Origin of the sequence: Planosporangium flavigriseum (assembly GCF_011947225.1) — a bacterium.
In the GTDB taxonomy this organism is placed as follows: Bacteria; Actinomycetota; Actinomycetes; order Mycobacteriales; family Micromonosporaceae; genus Planosporangium; species Planosporangium flavigriseum.
In genome coordinates this window covers 313,661-329,306 of record NZ_JAATVW010000004.1, presented here as the reverse complement: position 1 = coordinate 329,306, position 15,646 = coordinate 313,661, and the positions used below count along the sequence as shown (strand labels likewise).

General features: G+C 70.2%; 15 protein-coding genes. 7 read left to right on the top strand and 8 right to left on the bottom strand.

From position 1 onward, the window contains the following. Positions 1-67: 67 nt before the first annotated feature. A complete protein-coding gene (locus HC028_RS08595; RefSeq protein WP_168074945.1) occupies positions 68-1,606 on the bottom strand; it encodes a DUF2142 domain-containing protein in 1,539 nt (512 codons plus the stop codon). 28 nt (positions 1,607-1,634) lie between these two features. Continuing rightward, complete coding sequence (locus HC028_RS08590; RefSeq protein WP_168075176.1) at positions 1,635-2,495, bottom strand: Fpg/Nei family DNA glycosylase; 861 nt, start codon at positions 2,493-2,495, stop codon at positions 1,635-1,637. A gap of 61 nt (positions 2,496-2,556) precedes the next feature. On the opposite strand from HC028_RS08590, the gene HC028_RS08585 reads away from it, so the two are divergent. Beyond that, positions 2,557-3,738 carry a glycosyltransferase gene (locus HC028_RS08585; RefSeq protein WP_168075174.1) on the top strand — a complete coding sequence of 394 codons (1,182 nt, stop codon included), beginning with the start codon at positions 2,557-2,559 and terminating at the stop codon, positions 3,736-3,738. Beyond that, complete coding sequence (locus HC028_RS08580) at positions 3,735-5,180, top strand: O-antigen ligase family protein (protein WP_168074943.1); 1,446 nt, start codon at positions 3,735-3,737, stop codon at positions 5,178-5,180. Before HC028_RS08585 ends, HC028_RS08580 begins: the two co-directional genes overlap by 4 nt. On the opposite strand, the gene HC028_RS08575 is transcribed toward HC028_RS08580, so the two are convergent. The 4 genes from HC028_RS08575 to HC028_RS08560 form a co-directional block, all read right to left on the bottom strand. Next, positions 5,170-6,489 carry an MATE family efflux transporter gene (locus HC028_RS08575; protein WP_168074941.1) on the bottom strand — a complete coding sequence of 440 codons (1,320 nt, stop codon included), beginning with the start codon at positions 6,487-6,489 and terminating at the stop codon, positions 5,170-5,172. The two genes, HC028_RS08580 and HC028_RS08575, sit on opposite strands and share 11 nt — an antisense overlap. Before the next feature lie 5 nt (positions 6,490-6,494). Further along, the gene (locus HC028_RS08570) at positions 6,495-7,217 is read right to left on the bottom strand and encodes a CDP-alcohol phosphatidyltransferase family protein (RefSeq protein ID WP_168074939.1); all 723 of its coding nucleotides are present in this window, start codon (positions 7,215-7,217) and stop codon (positions 6,495-6,497) included. Further along, entirely contained in the window at positions 7,214-7,918 is a 705-nt protein-coding gene (locus tag HC028_RS08565) for a phosphocholine cytidylyltransferase family protein (protein WP_168074937.1), read from the bottom strand. The genes HC028_RS08570 and HC028_RS08565 overlap by 4 nt, the downstream gene beginning before the upstream one ends. Before the next feature lie 90 nt (positions 7,919-8,008). Then, positions 8,009-9,460 carry a GuaB1 family IMP dehydrogenase-related protein gene (locus HC028_RS08560; RefSeq protein WP_168074935.1) on the bottom strand — a complete coding sequence of 484 codons (1,452 nt, stop codon included), beginning with the start codon at positions 9,458-9,460 and terminating at the stop codon, positions 8,009-8,011. A gap of 180 nt (positions 9,461-9,640) precedes the next feature. On the opposite strand from HC028_RS08560, the gene HC028_RS08555 reads away from it, so the two are divergent. From HC028_RS08555 to HC028_RS08545, 3 genes are all read left to right on the top strand, one after another. Then, positions 9,641-10,033, top strand: coding sequence for a CBS domain-containing protein (locus tag HC028_RS08555; RefSeq protein ID WP_168074933.1), 393 nt, complete (start codon positions 9,641-9,643; stop codon positions 10,031-10,033). An 84-nt stretch (positions 10,034-10,117) separates the two neighbouring features. After that, positions 10,118-11,218, top strand: a complete 1,101-nt coding sequence (locus HC028_RS08550; protein ID WP_168074931.1) for an aminotransferase-like domain-containing protein — start codon at positions 10,118-10,120, stop codon at positions 11,216-11,218. Positions 11,219-11,443: 225 nt separating this feature from the next. Further along, positions 11,444-12,565 carry a magnesium and cobalt transport protein CorA gene (locus tag HC028_RS08545; RefSeq protein ID WP_168074929.1) on the top strand — a complete coding sequence of 374 codons (1,122 nt, stop codon included), beginning with the start codon at positions 11,444-11,446 and terminating at the stop codon, positions 12,563-12,565. 58 nt (positions 12,566-12,623) lie between these two features. On the opposite strand, the gene HC028_RS08540 is transcribed toward HC028_RS08545, so the two are convergent. Next, on the bottom strand, positions 12,624-13,232 hold the full coding sequence (locus tag HC028_RS08540) for a YtxH domain-containing protein (RefSeq protein WP_168074927.1): 609 nt from the start codon (positions 13,230-13,232) through the stop codon (positions 12,624-12,626). A 205-nt stretch (positions 13,233-13,437) separates the two neighbouring features. Here HC028_RS08540 and HC028_RS08535 point away from each other — a divergent pair, with 205 nt between their 5' ends. Together HC028_RS08535 and HC028_RS08530 are read left to right on the top strand one after the other, a co-directional pair. After that, on the top strand, positions 13,438-13,977 hold the full coding sequence (locus HC028_RS08535; RefSeq protein WP_168074925.1) for a peptidylprolyl isomerase: 540 nt from the start codon (positions 13,438-13,440) through the stop codon (positions 13,975-13,977). A 10-nt stretch (positions 13,978-13,987) separates the two neighbouring features. Further along, entirely contained in the window at positions 13,988-14,920 is a 933-nt protein-coding gene (locus tag HC028_RS08530) for a rhomboid family intramembrane serine protease (protein WP_168074923.1), read from the top strand. Positions 14,921-14,978: 58 nt separating this feature from the next. On the opposite strand, the gene HC028_RS08525 is transcribed toward HC028_RS08530, so the two are convergent. Continuing rightward, positions 14,979-15,560 (bottom strand): TetR/AcrR family transcriptional regulator, encoded by a 582-nt coding sequence (locus HC028_RS08525; protein WP_168075172.1) that lies wholly within the window; start codon positions 15,558-15,560, stop codon positions 14,979-14,981. Positions 15,561-15,646: the final 86 nt, after the last annotated feature.

The following is a 15,646-nucleotide window of genomic DNA, read 5'->3' as shown; positions in this document are numbered from 1 at the left end:
ACCCACTCGTTCATCCGCCCCTCAGGGCGCGATGCCGCAGGGGACGTTAAGTGACGACCGCACGACACTAGAGGCTCGCAGCATCGGTTGTCGAGGCTTTCGTGTCCCTGCTCGCGCTCTGTCCGATTGGCGTGACGCATCCGTTATCCGGCTCGCCGAGAACGGTACCAGGCGATGCGTACGCGCTACGTTGCGTGATCCATCCCACGGCGGCCAGTGCGACGAAGCCGAGTACCGCGACGAGCAACGGCGTCACCGCGCCACCCGCCGGGTGCCAACCGCCCGCGAAGGGGTTGAGCGATGCGTCCATGCCACTGGAGAAGCGCGTCATCACCCGGGCGAGTGCATACAGGTGGACCGGTAGCGTCGCCACGACGAGGGCGGCCGGCAACCAGTGCGGCCGTCGGACCGGCCGCGCCAGCGCCGCGAGCAGGACGATGCCGACGCCGGTCGGCATCGCGTACCGGCCGTGGGAGAACCAGCCGGACAGCGGCGCGAAATGCCAGTCCAGGGCTACCAGCATCGCCAGGCAGAACACGCCGAGACCGGCGATCGTGAGCCGCAGCCGCCTTCCACCCCGCACCAGCGCCGGGACCACCACAGCCAGGCAGAGCAGGTACCAGAGGCAGATCGCGTACGGCGACAGCGTGGTCTCCCCGTACCCGAACTGGCCCACGACCTGCCGGACGTAGAACGGCACCCGGTCGGTGACGATGTGGGGGGCGAGGTCGCCGTGCACCACGCGCTGCGGCACGAAGGCGGCGTCCGCCCCCCCGGACACCGCCAGCCACGCACCGGCGAGGACGACTCCGAGCGCGGTGCAGCCGCCCAATATCGACCGGGCGCTCCGGGACCGCGCCAGCGCGGTCAGCCGGGCCCGGCCGGCGACCACAGCGCAGGCGGCGACATCGACGGCGAGGAGCACCGGACCAAGTTGACGCACCGTCAACAGGATCGCCGCGGCGACGCCGGCGAGTACGAGCAACCGCCGGGTGACCGGCCCGTTCAGCAGCGCGGAGAGCGCGACGAACAGCAGCACACCCGCCGAGATCTCCAGTCCGTTGGGGTTGACCGAACCGCCCAGATTCATCGCCATCGGGGTGGCGACGAGCGCGACCGCGGCGACCAGAACCCGGTTGCCCAGGCGCACCGCGGTCGTGGCTGCCGCGGCGAGCAGCAGCGCCGACATCAGCGCGGAAACCAGCCGGGCGATCAGGATGCCGGTCCCGTCTGGCATCGCCAGCAGCGGCAGCCCCACCGGTAGGTAGTAGACGGGGGAGTACCGGGCGGCGGCGCTGGGCGTCCTGACCAGCTGGCCGCCGGCGACCGGCGTCTGGCAGGAGGCCGGCCCCCGCCGCTTGGCGCCCACCGCGCAGTCCACATTGCCGGGGAGCAGGCTCGCGGGTACGTCGAAACCCTCGCTGCCGAACGTGGTGCCGTCGGACGCCGGGCCGTCGGGGAGCCAGTGACCGGCCGCCACCGCGTACGCGCGCACGATGTGGTGCTTCTCGTCGTAGGTTCCGTTGACCGGCAGAGCGAGCGCCCACGCCGCCGAAATCAGAAAGAATGCGGCGAAGGCGAGCGTAAATACCCAGCGTGGACGCACGAGACGAGCGTACGGGCTGTGTTGCCGGCTACCGAACCAGCCGGGACAGACGGCGATCAGCGAGCGGTTTGCCGCCGGTCTGACAGGTCGGGCAGTACTGCAGGCTGGAATCGGCGAACGACACCTCCCGGATCGTGTCGCCGCACACCGGGCAGGGCAGGCCGGTACGCGCGTGCACGGCGAGGCCGGAGCGCTTCTCGGACTTCAGCGTCGCCGCCTGCTGCCCCACCGACCGCTCGACGGCGTCCGTCAACACCGTGCGGGTCGCCTCGTAAAGCTGGGCCATCGCCTCGGCTGAGATCCGATCGGTGATCGCGAACGGCGACAGCTTCGCCCGGTGCAGGATCTCGTCGGAGTACGCGTTTCCGATGCCGGCGAGCACCGCCTGGTCGGTGAGCACTCCCTTGACCTGACCCCGGCGGGATCGCAACCGTTCCGCGAACACCTCCAGCGGGGCGCCCAGCGCGTCCGGCCCCAACTTCGCGACCCCGGGCACGAGCGCCGGGTCGGCAACGAGATAGGCCGCCAGCTTCTTCTGCGTACCCGCCTCGGTCAGGTCGAAGCCCGACCCGTCGTCCAGGCGTACCCGCAGCGCGATCGGCCCCTTGCCCGGCTTGAGCGGCGTGCTGCCGGCGAACCCCTCCCGGTACTGGAGCCAGCCCGCCCGCGCGAGGTGGACAACGAGATGGAGACCGCTGTCGAAAATGACGTCGAGAAATTTGCCGTGCCGGGTCGCGTCGGTGACCTCGGCCCGCGCCAGCGCGGTGACCGGCGGGTCGTATGTCTTGAGCACGCTGATCGCGGACACCTCGACGCGTTCGACGTGGCGTCCGACCGCCCGCTCGCGCAGGTAGGCGGCGAGCGCGGTGACCTCGGGGAGTTCGGGCACCCGTTCAGTCTGCCCGAGATCATGCCGCTGACGTAGGCTCATCTGCGCTATGAAGCCCGGCCTGAAGATCGTCGTCGCGCACAACCGCTACGCCGCGGCGTCGCCGTCCGGCGAAAACATCATCGTCGACGCCGAGATCGCGCAACTGCGCGCGGCCGGCGTCACCGTCGTGCCGTTCCTGCGCAGCTCCGACGAGATCGGCGACCTGCCGGCGGCCCAGCAGGCGCTGCTGCCGCTCTCTCCGATCTACAACCGGGCCTCCCAGCAGGCGCTGGCCGACCTGCTCCGCGCCGAGCAGCCGGACGTGCTCCACCTGCACAACCCGTACCCGTTGCTGTCGCCGTGGGTGGTCCGCACCGCGCACAAGCACGGCGTGCCGGTGATCCAGACCGTGCACAACTACCGGCAGGTCTGCGCCCCCGGCCTCTACTTCCGGGACGGGCACGTCTGCCACGACTGCCGGGGCAAGGTGTTCGGGCTGCCCGCCGTCCAGCACGCCTGCTACCGGGGCTCGCGCGCGCAGAGCGCCATCATGGCGGCCACCCTCGCGGTCCACCGGGGCACCTGGCGCTCGGTCGACCGGTACATCGCCTTGACCTCGGCGATCGCCGACCACCTGCGCGACTACGGCATCCCCGCCGACCGGATCAGCGTCAAGCCGAACGCGATCCCCGACCCCTGGCCCACACTCGCCACCCCCGGCTCAGCCGGTCCAGCCGGTCCAGCCGGCCGAGGCTTCCTGTTCGCTGCGCGCCTGTCCCCCGAGAAGGGGCTGGGCCTGTTGCTCGACGCCTGGCGCGGGTACGCCGAGGGCGAGCTGGGGACCCTGCGCATCGCCGGCGACGGGCCGCTGCGCCCCCTCGCCGAGTCCGTCGCCGCGTCCCGGGCCGACGTGACCTACCTCGGCCCCCTCGACCGGGCCGCGACGCTGGCCCAGATCGCCGCCGCGGCGTGCGTGGTGGCCCCGTCCGTCTGGCACGACGTACTGCCAACGATCGTCCTCGAGGCCTTGGCGTGCGGTCGCCCGGTACTCGGCACGACAATGGGCGGGATCCCGTATCTGGTCGGCGACGCCGGCTGGGTCGTGGAGCCCGAGCCGGTCGCGGTCTCCGCGGGGCTCAAGGCCGCGCACGCGGGTGCGGCGCGTCTCGCGACAACAGCCAGGCAGCGGTACGAGGAGAGCTTCGCTCCCGACGTGCTCGTACAGCGGCTGATCGACATCTACGAAGAGGTGGCCACATGACGAACCGGGTCGCGATCGGGGCCGGCGCCGTCCTGGCGCTCGCGACCGGAGTGGCGGAGCTTCTGCACAGCCGCTCCGTCCTGTACGCCCTGGGTGCTCTGATCGCCGGGGCCCTCGCCGCCGCGATCGTCTGGTTCGTCACCACGCTGCCCGGCGTGACCGTCCGTGGCCTGGTCATCGGCGGCTTCTTCGTCCTCGCCGGGATGGTGAGCTGGACGTACATGGCCGACGGCAAGGTCGTCTGGGCGGTGCTGGCGGTCGAAGGGGTCGTCTTCGCCTGGTGGAGCTGGTCGTGGCTGCGTGACCTGCCGGCGCTACCCCGCCTGGGCAGCGCCTGGTTAGGGCTGGCGTACTGGCTGCTCGGCATCGTCGGGGCGCTGCTCGTCGGGGCCTTCACCGTCGGCGCGCAGCGGATCGGGTACGCCGGGATCTTCGGCCTCGCGGTCCTCGCCGTCGTCGCCGGCGTGCGCCGCGACCGCGGCCGGGACCTGTCCGTCGGCATCGTCGGCGCGTTCGGACTCGCCATCGCCGCACTGCTCGTCTCGGGGTCGGGCAACCTGTTCCAGCACCGCCACGTCATCCCGCAGAACGGCTGGGGCACCGAGGTCATGGTGCACCGGTTCTGGGGCGGCAAGTGGCTGATGTACCACCCCAACTCGCTGGCCCTGATCGCTGTCGTCATGGCCGTGCGGATCGGGGTGGACCGGGCGTTCGCGCTGTGGCAGCGGTTGGCGGTGACGCTGCTCGCCGGCTGGGTGGTGTACATGACCAACTCCCGTACCGGCTTCGTGTACCTCGCCGCCGCAGCAGCCGTGCACGCCTACGTGATCTGGCGCCGCCGGGGCGCCGACCTGCCCTCGTACCGCCGGGTCTGGGTCGCGATGGTCACGCCGCTGGCGGTCGCCGCCCTGGTCCTCGTCGTCTCCGAGGTGGGCGGCCAGGGGTTCCTGTTCAAGGCCCGTTATGACGCGGGCGACCCGACCAGTGGCCGGACCGAGAGCTGGAAGCAGGTCGGCCGGGAGTGGGCCGACGGCAACCTCGTACAGAAGGCCTTCGGCGACACGAAGACGACGCGCGCGGTCGTCGTACGCAACAACATGAAACTGACCACCGACAATGCGGCGGTCGGCGCGCTGCGCCGCGGCGGCGTGCTCGGTGAGCTCGCCTTCCTGCTCGGCCTCGGACTGCTGCTGTGGTACGCGTGGCGCGGCCCCCGCGTACCCGGCCCGGACGGCGCGGCCGGGGTCCGGCGCGCACCGCCGGCCTGGCTGACGGTCACCGCCTTCGGGTCGGTACCGACGATCGCCACGGCGGACTGGCTCCTCGGCACCACCGGCGGCACCCTGTGGATTCTGCTGGTGGCCGGCGAGGCGTGGCTGGTGCTGCGCCCGAGCCAGGCCGTCGCCGAGCGCCCGGCCGAGCACGCGACGACTACTGCGTGATCACGCCGGCCGGTTCCGCGTCCCCGACGCGGTCCGGCTCCGCGGAGCCGAGGAAGCGAAGCGAGTACAAGTACAGGCCGACCATCGTCACCAGCCCGGCCGCTGCGCCGACCGTCAGGCCCCACGCCGCGCCTTCCAGCCCATGGAGGTGGGCGCCGACGACCAGACCGGTCAGGCTCACGGTCGTGAAGACCACGTACTGAGCGAACAGCATCCGGGCCCGGTGCATCGCCCGCAACGCCGCTGCGAACGGCAACTGAACCATGTACAGGCCTGCCTGCAAGCTCGTCGGCAGCGCCAGCGACGCGATGCCGGCGAACTTGCGAATGTGCACCAGGCCGAACTCCGCGAGCGGCCACATCGCCACGATCATCACGATCGCCAGGCCCGCGAACGCGAGCGCCAGCAGTCGGATCAGACGGCGCAGGGCGCTGGCCGCATCCGACCCCTCGCCACCCGGCCGGGGTGCGGCGTCGCCAGCCAACCGCGACGCCCGCGGCACGACAAGACCCTGTACGGCCATGAGGAAGTTCTGTACGGGCTGGAGCAGCACGGTCTGCGCGCCACGGATCGCGGCGAACGCGGCGGGGGTGAGTTGAGCGGTGACGATGAACCCGATCGCCTGTACCTGGAACTGGCCCACAAGCGCGGTCACGGTGAACCAACCCGACAGGTGCCGGGTCTCGGCCGTCCACCGCAGTGGTCTGCCCTGCCACGGCCGATGCCCCGTACTCAGCAGAAAGACGACCGCTCCCGCCGCCGCGCCGACGCCCCAGCAGACCATCAGGCCACCGGCGCTGGTCAGACCGAAGAGAACCATCGCGACGACCGCTATGGCCTGCGTGCCGACCCAGACCAGGTCGATCTTGAGCGCCTTCTCCGGCTCCCGGTTGGCGAGGTAGCTGAATCGGCCGGTGTCATGCAGCAGAATCAAGGGGATGAACGGCGCTATCCACACCAGATCGGGCAGGGCGACGTTGCCTTTGCCTGGCCATACCGCCCACACAATGAGCAGCACCACCGCGGCGACCGCGCCGATGCCGACGGCCGCGGCCAGGCCGTTGCGCACGAGATCGTCGCGGCGCGCCCCGTCGTAGCGGGACGCGAGCGCCAGGAGCACGTCGCCCACGAACGCCCGGGTGAGGTACATGACCAGGTACGCCAGGTTCACCGACAGGATCATGAGGCCGGCCCGGTGCGGCGAGAGCAGGATCAGCGCCAGCAAGGTGTTGCCCGCGTTGGCACACGCCATGACGAACTGGTCGGCCAGTCCCGCCGTCACCCAGCGCGCGTTGCGTACGCCCCGCACCCCGGTCAGCTCCGACTCAGGCTCGCGCGGGCGGCCGCAACGATGCTGACCAGCAGAAACCCACCGTTGATGAGCACGAACGCGGCCATGAGCCACACGGTCCACGCGGGTATCAGGGCGAGGGTCAGTCCGATGACGGTCACGACGGCACCGTAGTCGCGCACCAGCTTGATCACCCGGACGACGACTGAACGGCTGGCGACGAGGCTGCCCGCCGAGGCGCCCTGCTGCAGCGCGGACGTGACCAGGTTGACCATCCAGGTGCCGGCGAACACGGCCGCCAGCCAGATCGGCGTGCCCGGGTGGTAGGCGTACGCGACCCGGGCCACCGTCGTGACCAGCGCGATCTGCAGCGCGACGTCGCACAGGATGTCCAGGCGGGCCCCGGCCGGGCTCGCCTGGCCGGTGACCCTGGCCAACTGGCCGTCGGCGCAGTCGAGCGAGTACGCCAACTGCCAGAGTACGAACGCGGCGAGCCCGACCAGCAGAGCCGACACGCGTCCGTCAGCCATCGCCGGGGCGCTCAGCATGACCAGTGCCGCGGCGGCGAGCCCGAGGACGAAGTTCGCCAGCGTCAGCACGCTCGGCGGCGCGCCCAGCCGTTCGGCCGCCACCGACAGGTGCGCCCCGATCCGCTGGTTGATCGTCTCGGTGAAGAGTCCCCCGCCCCGGTTCCGGGCCAGGAAATCGGCCGCGGTGTGCCGCCCCGGCCGGGTCGCCGTGGTCACCGGCCGCCGTCCAGGGCGTTGGCCCGGTCGAGGTCGGGCTCGAAGTCGACCTCGACGCAGCCGTACGCGGAGATGTCCACCGCCGTCACCCGCAGGCCCTCGTCCCGGATCGCGGTCTCCAGGCCGTACTCGAAGTACTCGTTGTCCGGACAGTTCTCCAGGTGCTCGGTGAGCACGGCGCGGTCAGCGGCGGCGATGTAGTTGATGCCGACCGCCTCCCCGAGGCCGCCGACCACCTTCTTGGACAGCTCGAAAATGTACCCGTCGTCGTCGAGGGTGTACTTGACCTCCTCGTCGGCGACGCTCGCGGTGTTCACGGCGACGAAGCTACGGCCGGCCTCGATGTGCGGCACGAGCGCGGCGAGCAGCCCGGGGACGAAGACGACGTCGCCGTTGAGCCACAGGACGCCGCCGGGCGGGGCCAGCCGTAACGCCTTGAGCAGGCTTTTGGCCGTACCGGTCTGGTCGTACAGCTCGTTGTAGACGAACGACGCGTCCGCCGCCGCCGCCTCCATGATCAGGTCCATCTTGTACCCGACCACGATCGTGATGTGCGCCTGCCGGTCGAAGCTGGAGTGCAGGTGGTCCAACTGCTGGCGCAGGATGCTCCGCCCGTCAGCCAACGGGGTCAGCGGCTTGGGATGGGGACGGCCTAGTCGGGTGCCCAGGCCAGCGGCCAGGATCACCACGTTGATCACCACGTGGGACTTCCCTTCGCGTCAAGACGGGCGTGCGCCCTACCCGTCGGACGCGAGGCAGGATATCGCGACCCGGCTAGACCGTACTCTCGCTCACCAACTGGTCGGCAGCGGCTTTCCCTCGGCGTACCCGGCCGCGCTCTGGATCCCGATGACCGCCCGTTCGTGGAGCTCGGCGAGGTTACGGGCGCCCGCGTACGTGCACGAGCTGCGTACGCCGGCCACGATCTCGTCGAGGATGTCCTCCACCCCCGGCCGGCGGGGATCCAGGTACATCCGCGAGGTCGAGATGCCCTCCTCGAACAGCGCCTTGCGGGCCCGGTCGTACGGCGTCTCCTCGGTGGTGCGGCGGCTGACCGCCCGCGCCGAGGCCATGCCGAAGTTCTCCTTGTACAGGCGGCCGTCGGCATCGCGCTGCGGGTCGCCGGGCGACTCGTGCGTGCCGGCCAGCCAGGAACCGATCATGACGTTCGAGGCGCCGGCCGCGAGCGCGAGGGCGACGTCGCGCGGGTGCCGAACCCCGCCGTCGGCCCAGACGTGCCCGCCCAGCTCACGGGCCTGCTGCGCGCACTCGAGCACGGCGGAGAACTGCGGGCGCCCCACGCCGGTCATCATCCGGGTGGTGCACATCGCGCCGGGCCCGACGCCCACCTTCACGATGTCGGCGCCGGCCGCGATGAGGTCGCGTACCCCGGACGCCGTCACGACGTTGCCGGCCGCGACCGGAACGGTCGGCTGGAGCGCCCGGACCGCCCGCAGCGCGGAGATCATCCGCTCCTGGTGCCCGTGCGCGGTGTCCACGACCAGCACGTCAATGCCGGCGGCCAGCAGCTTGTCGGCGCGGCCGGCCACGTCCCCGTTGATGCCGATCGCGGCACCGACCCGCAGCCCGCCCTCGTCGTCGGTGGCCGGACGGTAGAGCGTCGCCCGCAGGGCGGCCTTGCGGGTCAGGATGCCGACGAGCGAGCCGGAGGAGTCCACGACCGGCGCCACCCGGTGGTGGCCGGCCTGGAGGCGCTCGAACGCGTCCTCGGGGGCGATGTCCGCGGGCAGCGTGAGCAGATCCCGGGACATCACGGTCCCGAGCTGGGTGAACCGGTCGACGTCGGCGCAGTCGACCTCGGTGACGATGCCGACCGGACGGCCGTCCTCCACGACGACGACCGCGCCGTGAGCGCGCTTGGGCAGCAGCGCGAGGGCCTGCGAGACAGTGTCGCCGGGCGCGAGCGTAATCGGGGTGTCGTGCACCAGGTGCCGGCGCTTGACCCAGCTCACGACGTCCGCGACGACGTCGACCGGGATGTCCTGGGGAATGATCGCGAGGCCGCCCCGGCGCGCGACCGTCTCCGCCATGCGCCGGCCGGCGACGGCGGTCATGTTGGCGACCAGGAGCGGGATCGTCGTGCCGGTGCCGTCGCTGGTCGCCAGGTCGACGTCCAGACGCGACTCGACGCTCGACCGCGAGGGCACCATGAAGACGTCGTCATAGGTCAGGTCATACGGCGCCGGCTCGGACACCCCGAACCGTTCGGACAGGAAACGCATGCGTCAAGTATTGGCCCTACGGCCGGACGACCTCGGCTGCCCCCTGAGCCGAAGGGGACCGCGGCGCCCCTTCTTTCACCCGGCCGGGCGTAGAAGTGAAATTCATGGATGAGAAGTCTTGAGTGTTCGCCGCACCGGCGGGACCATCTCCGTACCGCGCATTGTGAGGGGGATTACACCGTGCAGGTACGCGATGCGATGAGTAAGGCGGTGCTGACCGTTGGCCCCGAGCACACGCTCCGACAGACCGCCCAGTTGATGTCGTCGCGCCGGGTCGGCGCGGCCATAGTGATCGACCCCGACGGCGCGGGGGTCGGCATCATCACCGAACGCGACGTTCTCAATGCCCTCGCCGATGGACAGGACCCCGATGTCGAGCGCGCCGCCGCGCACATCACCTGGGACGTGGTGTACGCCGGGCCGTCCTGGACCCTGGAGGACGCGGCGGCCGCGATGATCGAGGGCAGCTTCCGTCACCTGGTCGTCATGTCCGACGACGAGGTTCTCGGTGTCATCTCGGTGCGCGACATCGTGCGGGTCTGGGCCCAGCACCGCTCGACCGTCCCCGCCTAGAAAACGTCCATTGCCCTGATCGTCACAGATTCACACCTAGGGCTTGACAAAATCGATCGGACGAACCCCGTACCCTTAAGTTCCATGACCCCTGCGCAGTTGATTTCGTTTGCCCGTGGTGCTCCTTCCCTGGACATCGTCGACATCGACGGCCTCAAGGCGGCAGCGGTTCGCGCCTTCGAGGCGGACCCGGCCGGCATCACCGCGTACGGCACGTCCGTGGGCTACCCGCCATTGCGCAAGTGGATCGCGGACAAGCACGGCGTGGACGTCGACCAGGTGATCGTCACGAACGGCTCGCTGCAGGCCGACGCCCTGCTGTTCGAGCACCTCGTCCGCCCCGGCGACGACGTGATCGTGGAGAAGCCGACCTACGACCGGACCCTGCTCAACCTGCGCAACCTCGGCGCGAAGGTGCACCAGGTCACCCTCGACAAGGACGGACTCGACGTTGACGAGCTGCGCAGGCTGCTCGAATCGGGGGTACGCCCGAAGCTCGCCCACATCATTCCGAACTTCCAGAACCCGGCGGGCGTGACGCTGAGCGCCGACCGGCGGCGGGCCCTGATCGCCCTCGCCAAGGAGTACGGCTTCACGATCTTCGAAGACGACCCGTACGCCGACATCCGCTTCCGTGGCGAGAAGCTGCCGTCGATGCTGAACCTGGACACCGACGGCACCGTCGTGCACGCCAGCTCGTTCACCAAGACCGTCTGCCCGGGCGTCCGCGTCGGCTACCTGGTCGGCCCGAAGGACGTCATCGCCACGATCGCCCAGCGCGCCACGAACCTGTACATCTCGCCCGGCATGGTCTCCGAGGCGATCGTGTACCAGTTCTGCGCCGCCGGCGACATCGACCGGTCGATCGCCACCGTATGCACGGCGCTGGGCGAGCGCGCCCAGCTGCTGGCCGAGGCGCTGCGCAAGCACATCCCGGACGCGCGCTTCACCGAGCCCGACGGCGGCTACTTCCTCTGGGTCGAGCTTCCGGAGGACGTGGACGTCGACAAGCTCGTACCGGCGGCGACCGCCCACGGCGTGGCGGTCGTCAAGGGCAGTGACTTCCTGCTGGAGGGCGGCCGGCACTCGCTGCGGCTGGCCTACTCGGCGGTCACGGCCGACCAGGTCGACGAGGGTGTACGCAGGCTGGCAGCCGCCGTGGCGCAGGTACGCGAGCAAGGCTGACACCAAACCGTGATGTGAAGGGGTTCCCCCGCCCGGGCCGGATGGATCACAATCCTGCGCGACGCAATCGTCTCCACGACACTGCGTCCACAGGCACCATCCCCGCCCCCAACGGCACCGGGCGGGCCGCCCCGCCCCCCACCCCACCTGCGGACGGCCCGCCCGGTGCCTACTTTTTGACGTAACTCGGGGCGGCTGCGCCGCACACCACGTCTGGAGTAGCGCATGACCCAGGACGGAACCGGTCGCAGCCTGTCCCGCGTGTTACCCGCGCCGGTCCGTCGCGCGATGCACCGGATGCGCAGCACCACCCCGGCGCCGCTGTCGACGGGCGTCGGTGCCGACCACCACAGCGGGGTCATCGACTGCGCGCTCTATGTCGACGGCGTGCGCCAGCCGGGTGACTGGAACTACCGGGACGCGCTGATCGCCGCCGGCAACACCCACAACGCTTTCGTGTGGTTGGGGCTCAAGGAACCCGACGCGAACGAGCTGGCCGACATCGCCGACACGTTCGACCTCCACGAGCTGCCAGTCGAGGACGCCGTCAAGTCCCACCAGCGGCCGAAGGTGGAGCGCTACGGCGCCATGACGTTCGTGACGCTGCGGACCGCCCGCTACATCGAGCACGCCGAACTGACCGAGAACAGCGAGGTCGTCGAGAGCGGCGACGTCATGATGTTCATCGGTGAGCACTTCATCATCACCGTCCGGCACGGGGACGCGGCCCGGCTGGCACCGGTACGGGCAGGCCTCAACGACAAGGATGAGCTGATCAAACACGGCCCGTGGGCGGTGGCCTACGCGGTGTGCGACATGGTCGTCGACGTGCTGGTAGAGGTCGCTGCGGCGATCGAGGAGGACATCGCGATCGTCGAGGACAGCGTCTTCGCCCGCCAGGGCCACGGCCGGATCCAGCGCATCTACCAGCTCAAGCGGGAGCTGATGGAGTTCAAGCGGGTCGTCATGCCGCTGCAGCGCCCGCTCGCCGGCCTGGCCAGCGGGCAGGTCGGCGACGTGCCGGGCGAGGTCCGCCGGTACTTCCGCGACGTCAACGACCACCTGGCCCGCACGGTCGAGCAGGTCATTTACTTCGACGACGTGCTCAACTCGGTCCTGTCGGCCCGACTGGCTCAGGTGTCGGTCGACCAGAACAACGACATGCGCAAGATCGCGGCTTACGCCGGTATCGCGGCGTTCTGGACCATGGCAACCGGCATCTACGGCATGAACTTCGAATTCATGCCGGAACTGCACTGGAAGTACAGCTATCCGGTGCTGCTGACTCTGCTGATCACCGGCTCGTTCGTGGCGTACCGGGCCCTCCGCCGCTCTGGCTGGCTGTAGGACCGCGCTCCGAGGGGAGCGCTCCGGGCGCCCCCCTCGGAAAAGAGTGCCGTACGCGCTATGGACGGCCGTTGCGCGAGCTGGAACCGGTCGGGCCGCCGCTGGAGTACGACTCGCCCGTACCGTGCGACGGCGACGGCGACGGCGACGGCGACGGCGACGAGGTGTCGGACTGGCTCTTCATCTGTCCCAGCACGTCAGATGCCGTGTCCTTGGCCGTGTCCGCCATCGACGACGCAGCCGACCGGGCGGTGTCCGCAATGGACCGCACTTCCTGCGTCATGGAGCTTCCGCCTGCGCCGTACTCGTTCCAGCCGCGCTGGCGGCGGCGGGACAGCAGCGCGCTGATGGCGCCCAGGGCCGCGCCCGCGATCATCAGGCCCCCGACCATCCGGGGCCACCGCCTGGTCTCCGTGATCGCCGGCTGCTTGCCCGTGGCCCGGCGCGCCATCTTGCCGGCCTTGCGCGCGCCGTCGCGCGCCATGTCCATCGACTTGTCGACCGTCGGCTCGATCATCCGCTCCCGCACCGCGCCGAGGCGCGGAGCGATCATCCCGGCGGCCGAGCCGGCGGCGTGGGCCGCGGCCATCCGAAGGTGATCTACACCCTCGGTGAACTCCTCGCGCATCATGGCGTTGTGCGTCCTGACCTGACGCCGTCCCAACACAGTCCCACCTCCCGTGGCGGCGAACACACTCCCTACCTAGTTGTCATACCCAGCGGCGGGCGAGAAGAACGTGTCGCCGTCCTCGATGTATGTAACCGGTGAGCATCCGAGCGCCCTTCGGCCGCTCGGCCTCGGGCCGAGCGGCGGGGCCGTCCGGCCGGAGGTACGGTAAGCGTTAGCGATCTTCTCCACGAAAGGGAGCATTGTGGCCGAACGTATCTTCGCGACGTTGCACACGAACGTCGGACCGATTCGTATGGAGCTCTTCCCCAACCACGCGCCGAAGACCGTGCGGAACTTCGTCGAGCTGGCCGAGGGTACGCGTAGCTACGCCGACCCGCGTACGGGTCAGCCCGGCACCGGGCCGTACTACGACGGAACGGTCTTCCACCGGGTCATCAGCGGCTTCATGGTCCAGGGCGGCGACCCCACGGGTACGGGCACCGGCGGCCCCGGGTACACGTTCAACGACGAGATCCACCCCGATCTGCAGTTCAACCGGCCGTACCTGCTGGCCATGGCGAACGCCGGCACGCGCGGCGGCCAGGGCACCAACGGCTCGCAGTTCTTCATCTCGGTCGCGCCGACCGCGTGGCTCAACGGCAAGCACACCATCTTCGGCGAGGTCGCCGATGACGACTCGCGCAAGACCGTGGACGCCATCGCGAGCACCCAGACCGACCCGCGCGACCGTCCGCTGCAGGACGTCGTCATCGAGCGCGTCGAGATTGAACGGGCTCAGTAGTCTTACTGGCATGACTCAACCCCCGTCCGTCGGCGTGCCGGCCTGCTACCGACACCCGTCACGGGAGACCTACGTCCGCTGCGCGCGCTGTGACCGACCGATCTGCCCCGAATGCATGAACGAGGCGTCAGTCGGTCACCAGTGCCCGGAGTGCGTCGCCGCAGGGCGGCGCACCCAGCGCTCGGCCCGGACCGCCTTCGGCGGAACCGTGGCCGGCCAGCAGGGCACGGTCACCAAGATCCTGATTGCGATCAACGTGGCCGTGGCCCTGGTGGGCGTCCTCATCAGCGGCACCGGCGCCCTGCTCGGCCGGGGGCTCTTCACCGGCGTCAGCGCGATCCAGGCGATCGGCGCCGTGCACGCCACCGGCGTGACGCTCATGCCGAACGGCGAGATCCTCCTCGGCCACGCACCCGGCGGCACCTACGCCCCAGGTCTCGACGACGGCGGTTGGTACCGCCTGATCACCGCCATGTTCATCCACTACGGGCTGCTGCACCTGCTGATGAACATGTGGGGGCTGTGGATCCTCGGCCGCCCACTCGAAGCCGCGCTCGGCCGAGCCCGGTTCCTGACTCTGTACCTGCTCGCCGGGCTCGGCGGCAACGTGGCGGCCTACCTGTTCAGCCCGAGCTCGTTCGCGGCCGGCGCGTCTACCGCGATCTTTGGCCTGTTCGCCGCGTACGCGATAGTCGTCCGTCGACTCGGCGGAAGCCTGGCCGGAATCCTGCCGATCCTGCTGATCAACCTGTACATCACGTTCTTCTTCCCGGGCATCTCCAAGGCCGGTCACCTCGGCGGGCTCGTCGTCGGTGCGATCGTGGCCGCCGGCCTGGCGTACGCGCCGCGCAATGCCCGTACGCAGGTGCAGTCCGCCGTACTCGGTGGCGTCCTCGTCCTGCTCGCGTTCCTGACCCTGCTCGGGCCGACCCTGCACGGCTGAGCTGTCGATTACTCGCCGAACTGCCCGGCAACTGCGCCCTCTCCCTGAGGAGGGCGGCTCACGAAGCGGGGCGCCACACCGCGCCACGAAGCAGGTCCTCGGCGCCCAGCCAGATGAAGTTCATCAGCCGGGCGGCCGTCCGCCCCGGGTCCTCGCCGGGGTTGTCGGCGAGCCAGTCGGCCATCGACTCAGCGGCGCCCACCAGTCCGTACGTCACCGACTCCAGGTCGGCCGGCGTACCCGAGCCGCCGGCCGACTCCACCGCCCGGGTCAGCAGCCCGGACACCACCTCGACCATCCGCCCGCGCATCGCCGCCCATTCGCTGGCGAACGGCTCCCGGCCGCGGGACTGCCGGTAGAGCATGTTCCAGCCTTCGCGGTGTGATCCGACGAAGGCGAAGAAGCCGCGCAGGCCGTTCCACAGTTGCTCGTCCGGTCGCGCGCTGACCCCCACGGCCTCGACAACCCTCTCGACCAGTCGGGTCGCCTCCCGGTGCAGGCACGCGGTGAACAGGTCCTCTTTGCTGCCGAGGTACGCGTACACCATGGGTTTGGAAATGCCCGCGGCCTCGGCGATCTCGTCCATGGACGCGGCATGGAAGCCACGCTGGCCGAAGACGGACACGGCGGCGTCGAGCATCTGCTGTTCGCGGATCGCGCGAGGAACACGCTTCGAGGTGACGGGTGGCACCTTGCCAGCTTACCTACTCGCCCGTAAGGTTACCC

Bases quoted from the DNA above. Each gene is read 5' to 3' on its own strand.
- HC028_RS08550 (WP_168074931.1), top strand. From the start codon at position 10,118: ATGACCCCTGCGCAGTTGATTTCGTTTGCCCGTGGTGCTCCTTCCCTG.
- HC028_RS08560 (WP_168074935.1), bottom strand. From the start codon at position 9,460: ATGCGTTTCCTGTCCGAACGGTTCGGGGTGTCCGAGCCGGCGCCGTAT.
- HC028_RS08580 (WP_168074943.1), top strand. From the start codon at position 3,735: ATGACGAACCGGGTCGCGATCGGGGCCGGCGCCGTCCTGGCGCTCGCG.
- HC028_RS08525 (WP_168075172.1), bottom strand. From the start codon at position 15,560: ATGCTCGACGCCGCCGTGTCCGTCTTCGGCCAGCGTGGCTTCCATGCC.
- HC028_RS08530 (WP_168074923.1), top strand. From the start codon at position 13,988: ATGACTCAACCCCCGTCCGTCGGCGTGCCGGCCTGCTACCGACACCCG.
- HC028_RS08545 (WP_168074929.1), top strand. From the start codon at position 11,444: ATGACCCAGGACGGAACCGGTCGCAGCCTGTCCCGCGTGTTACCCGCG.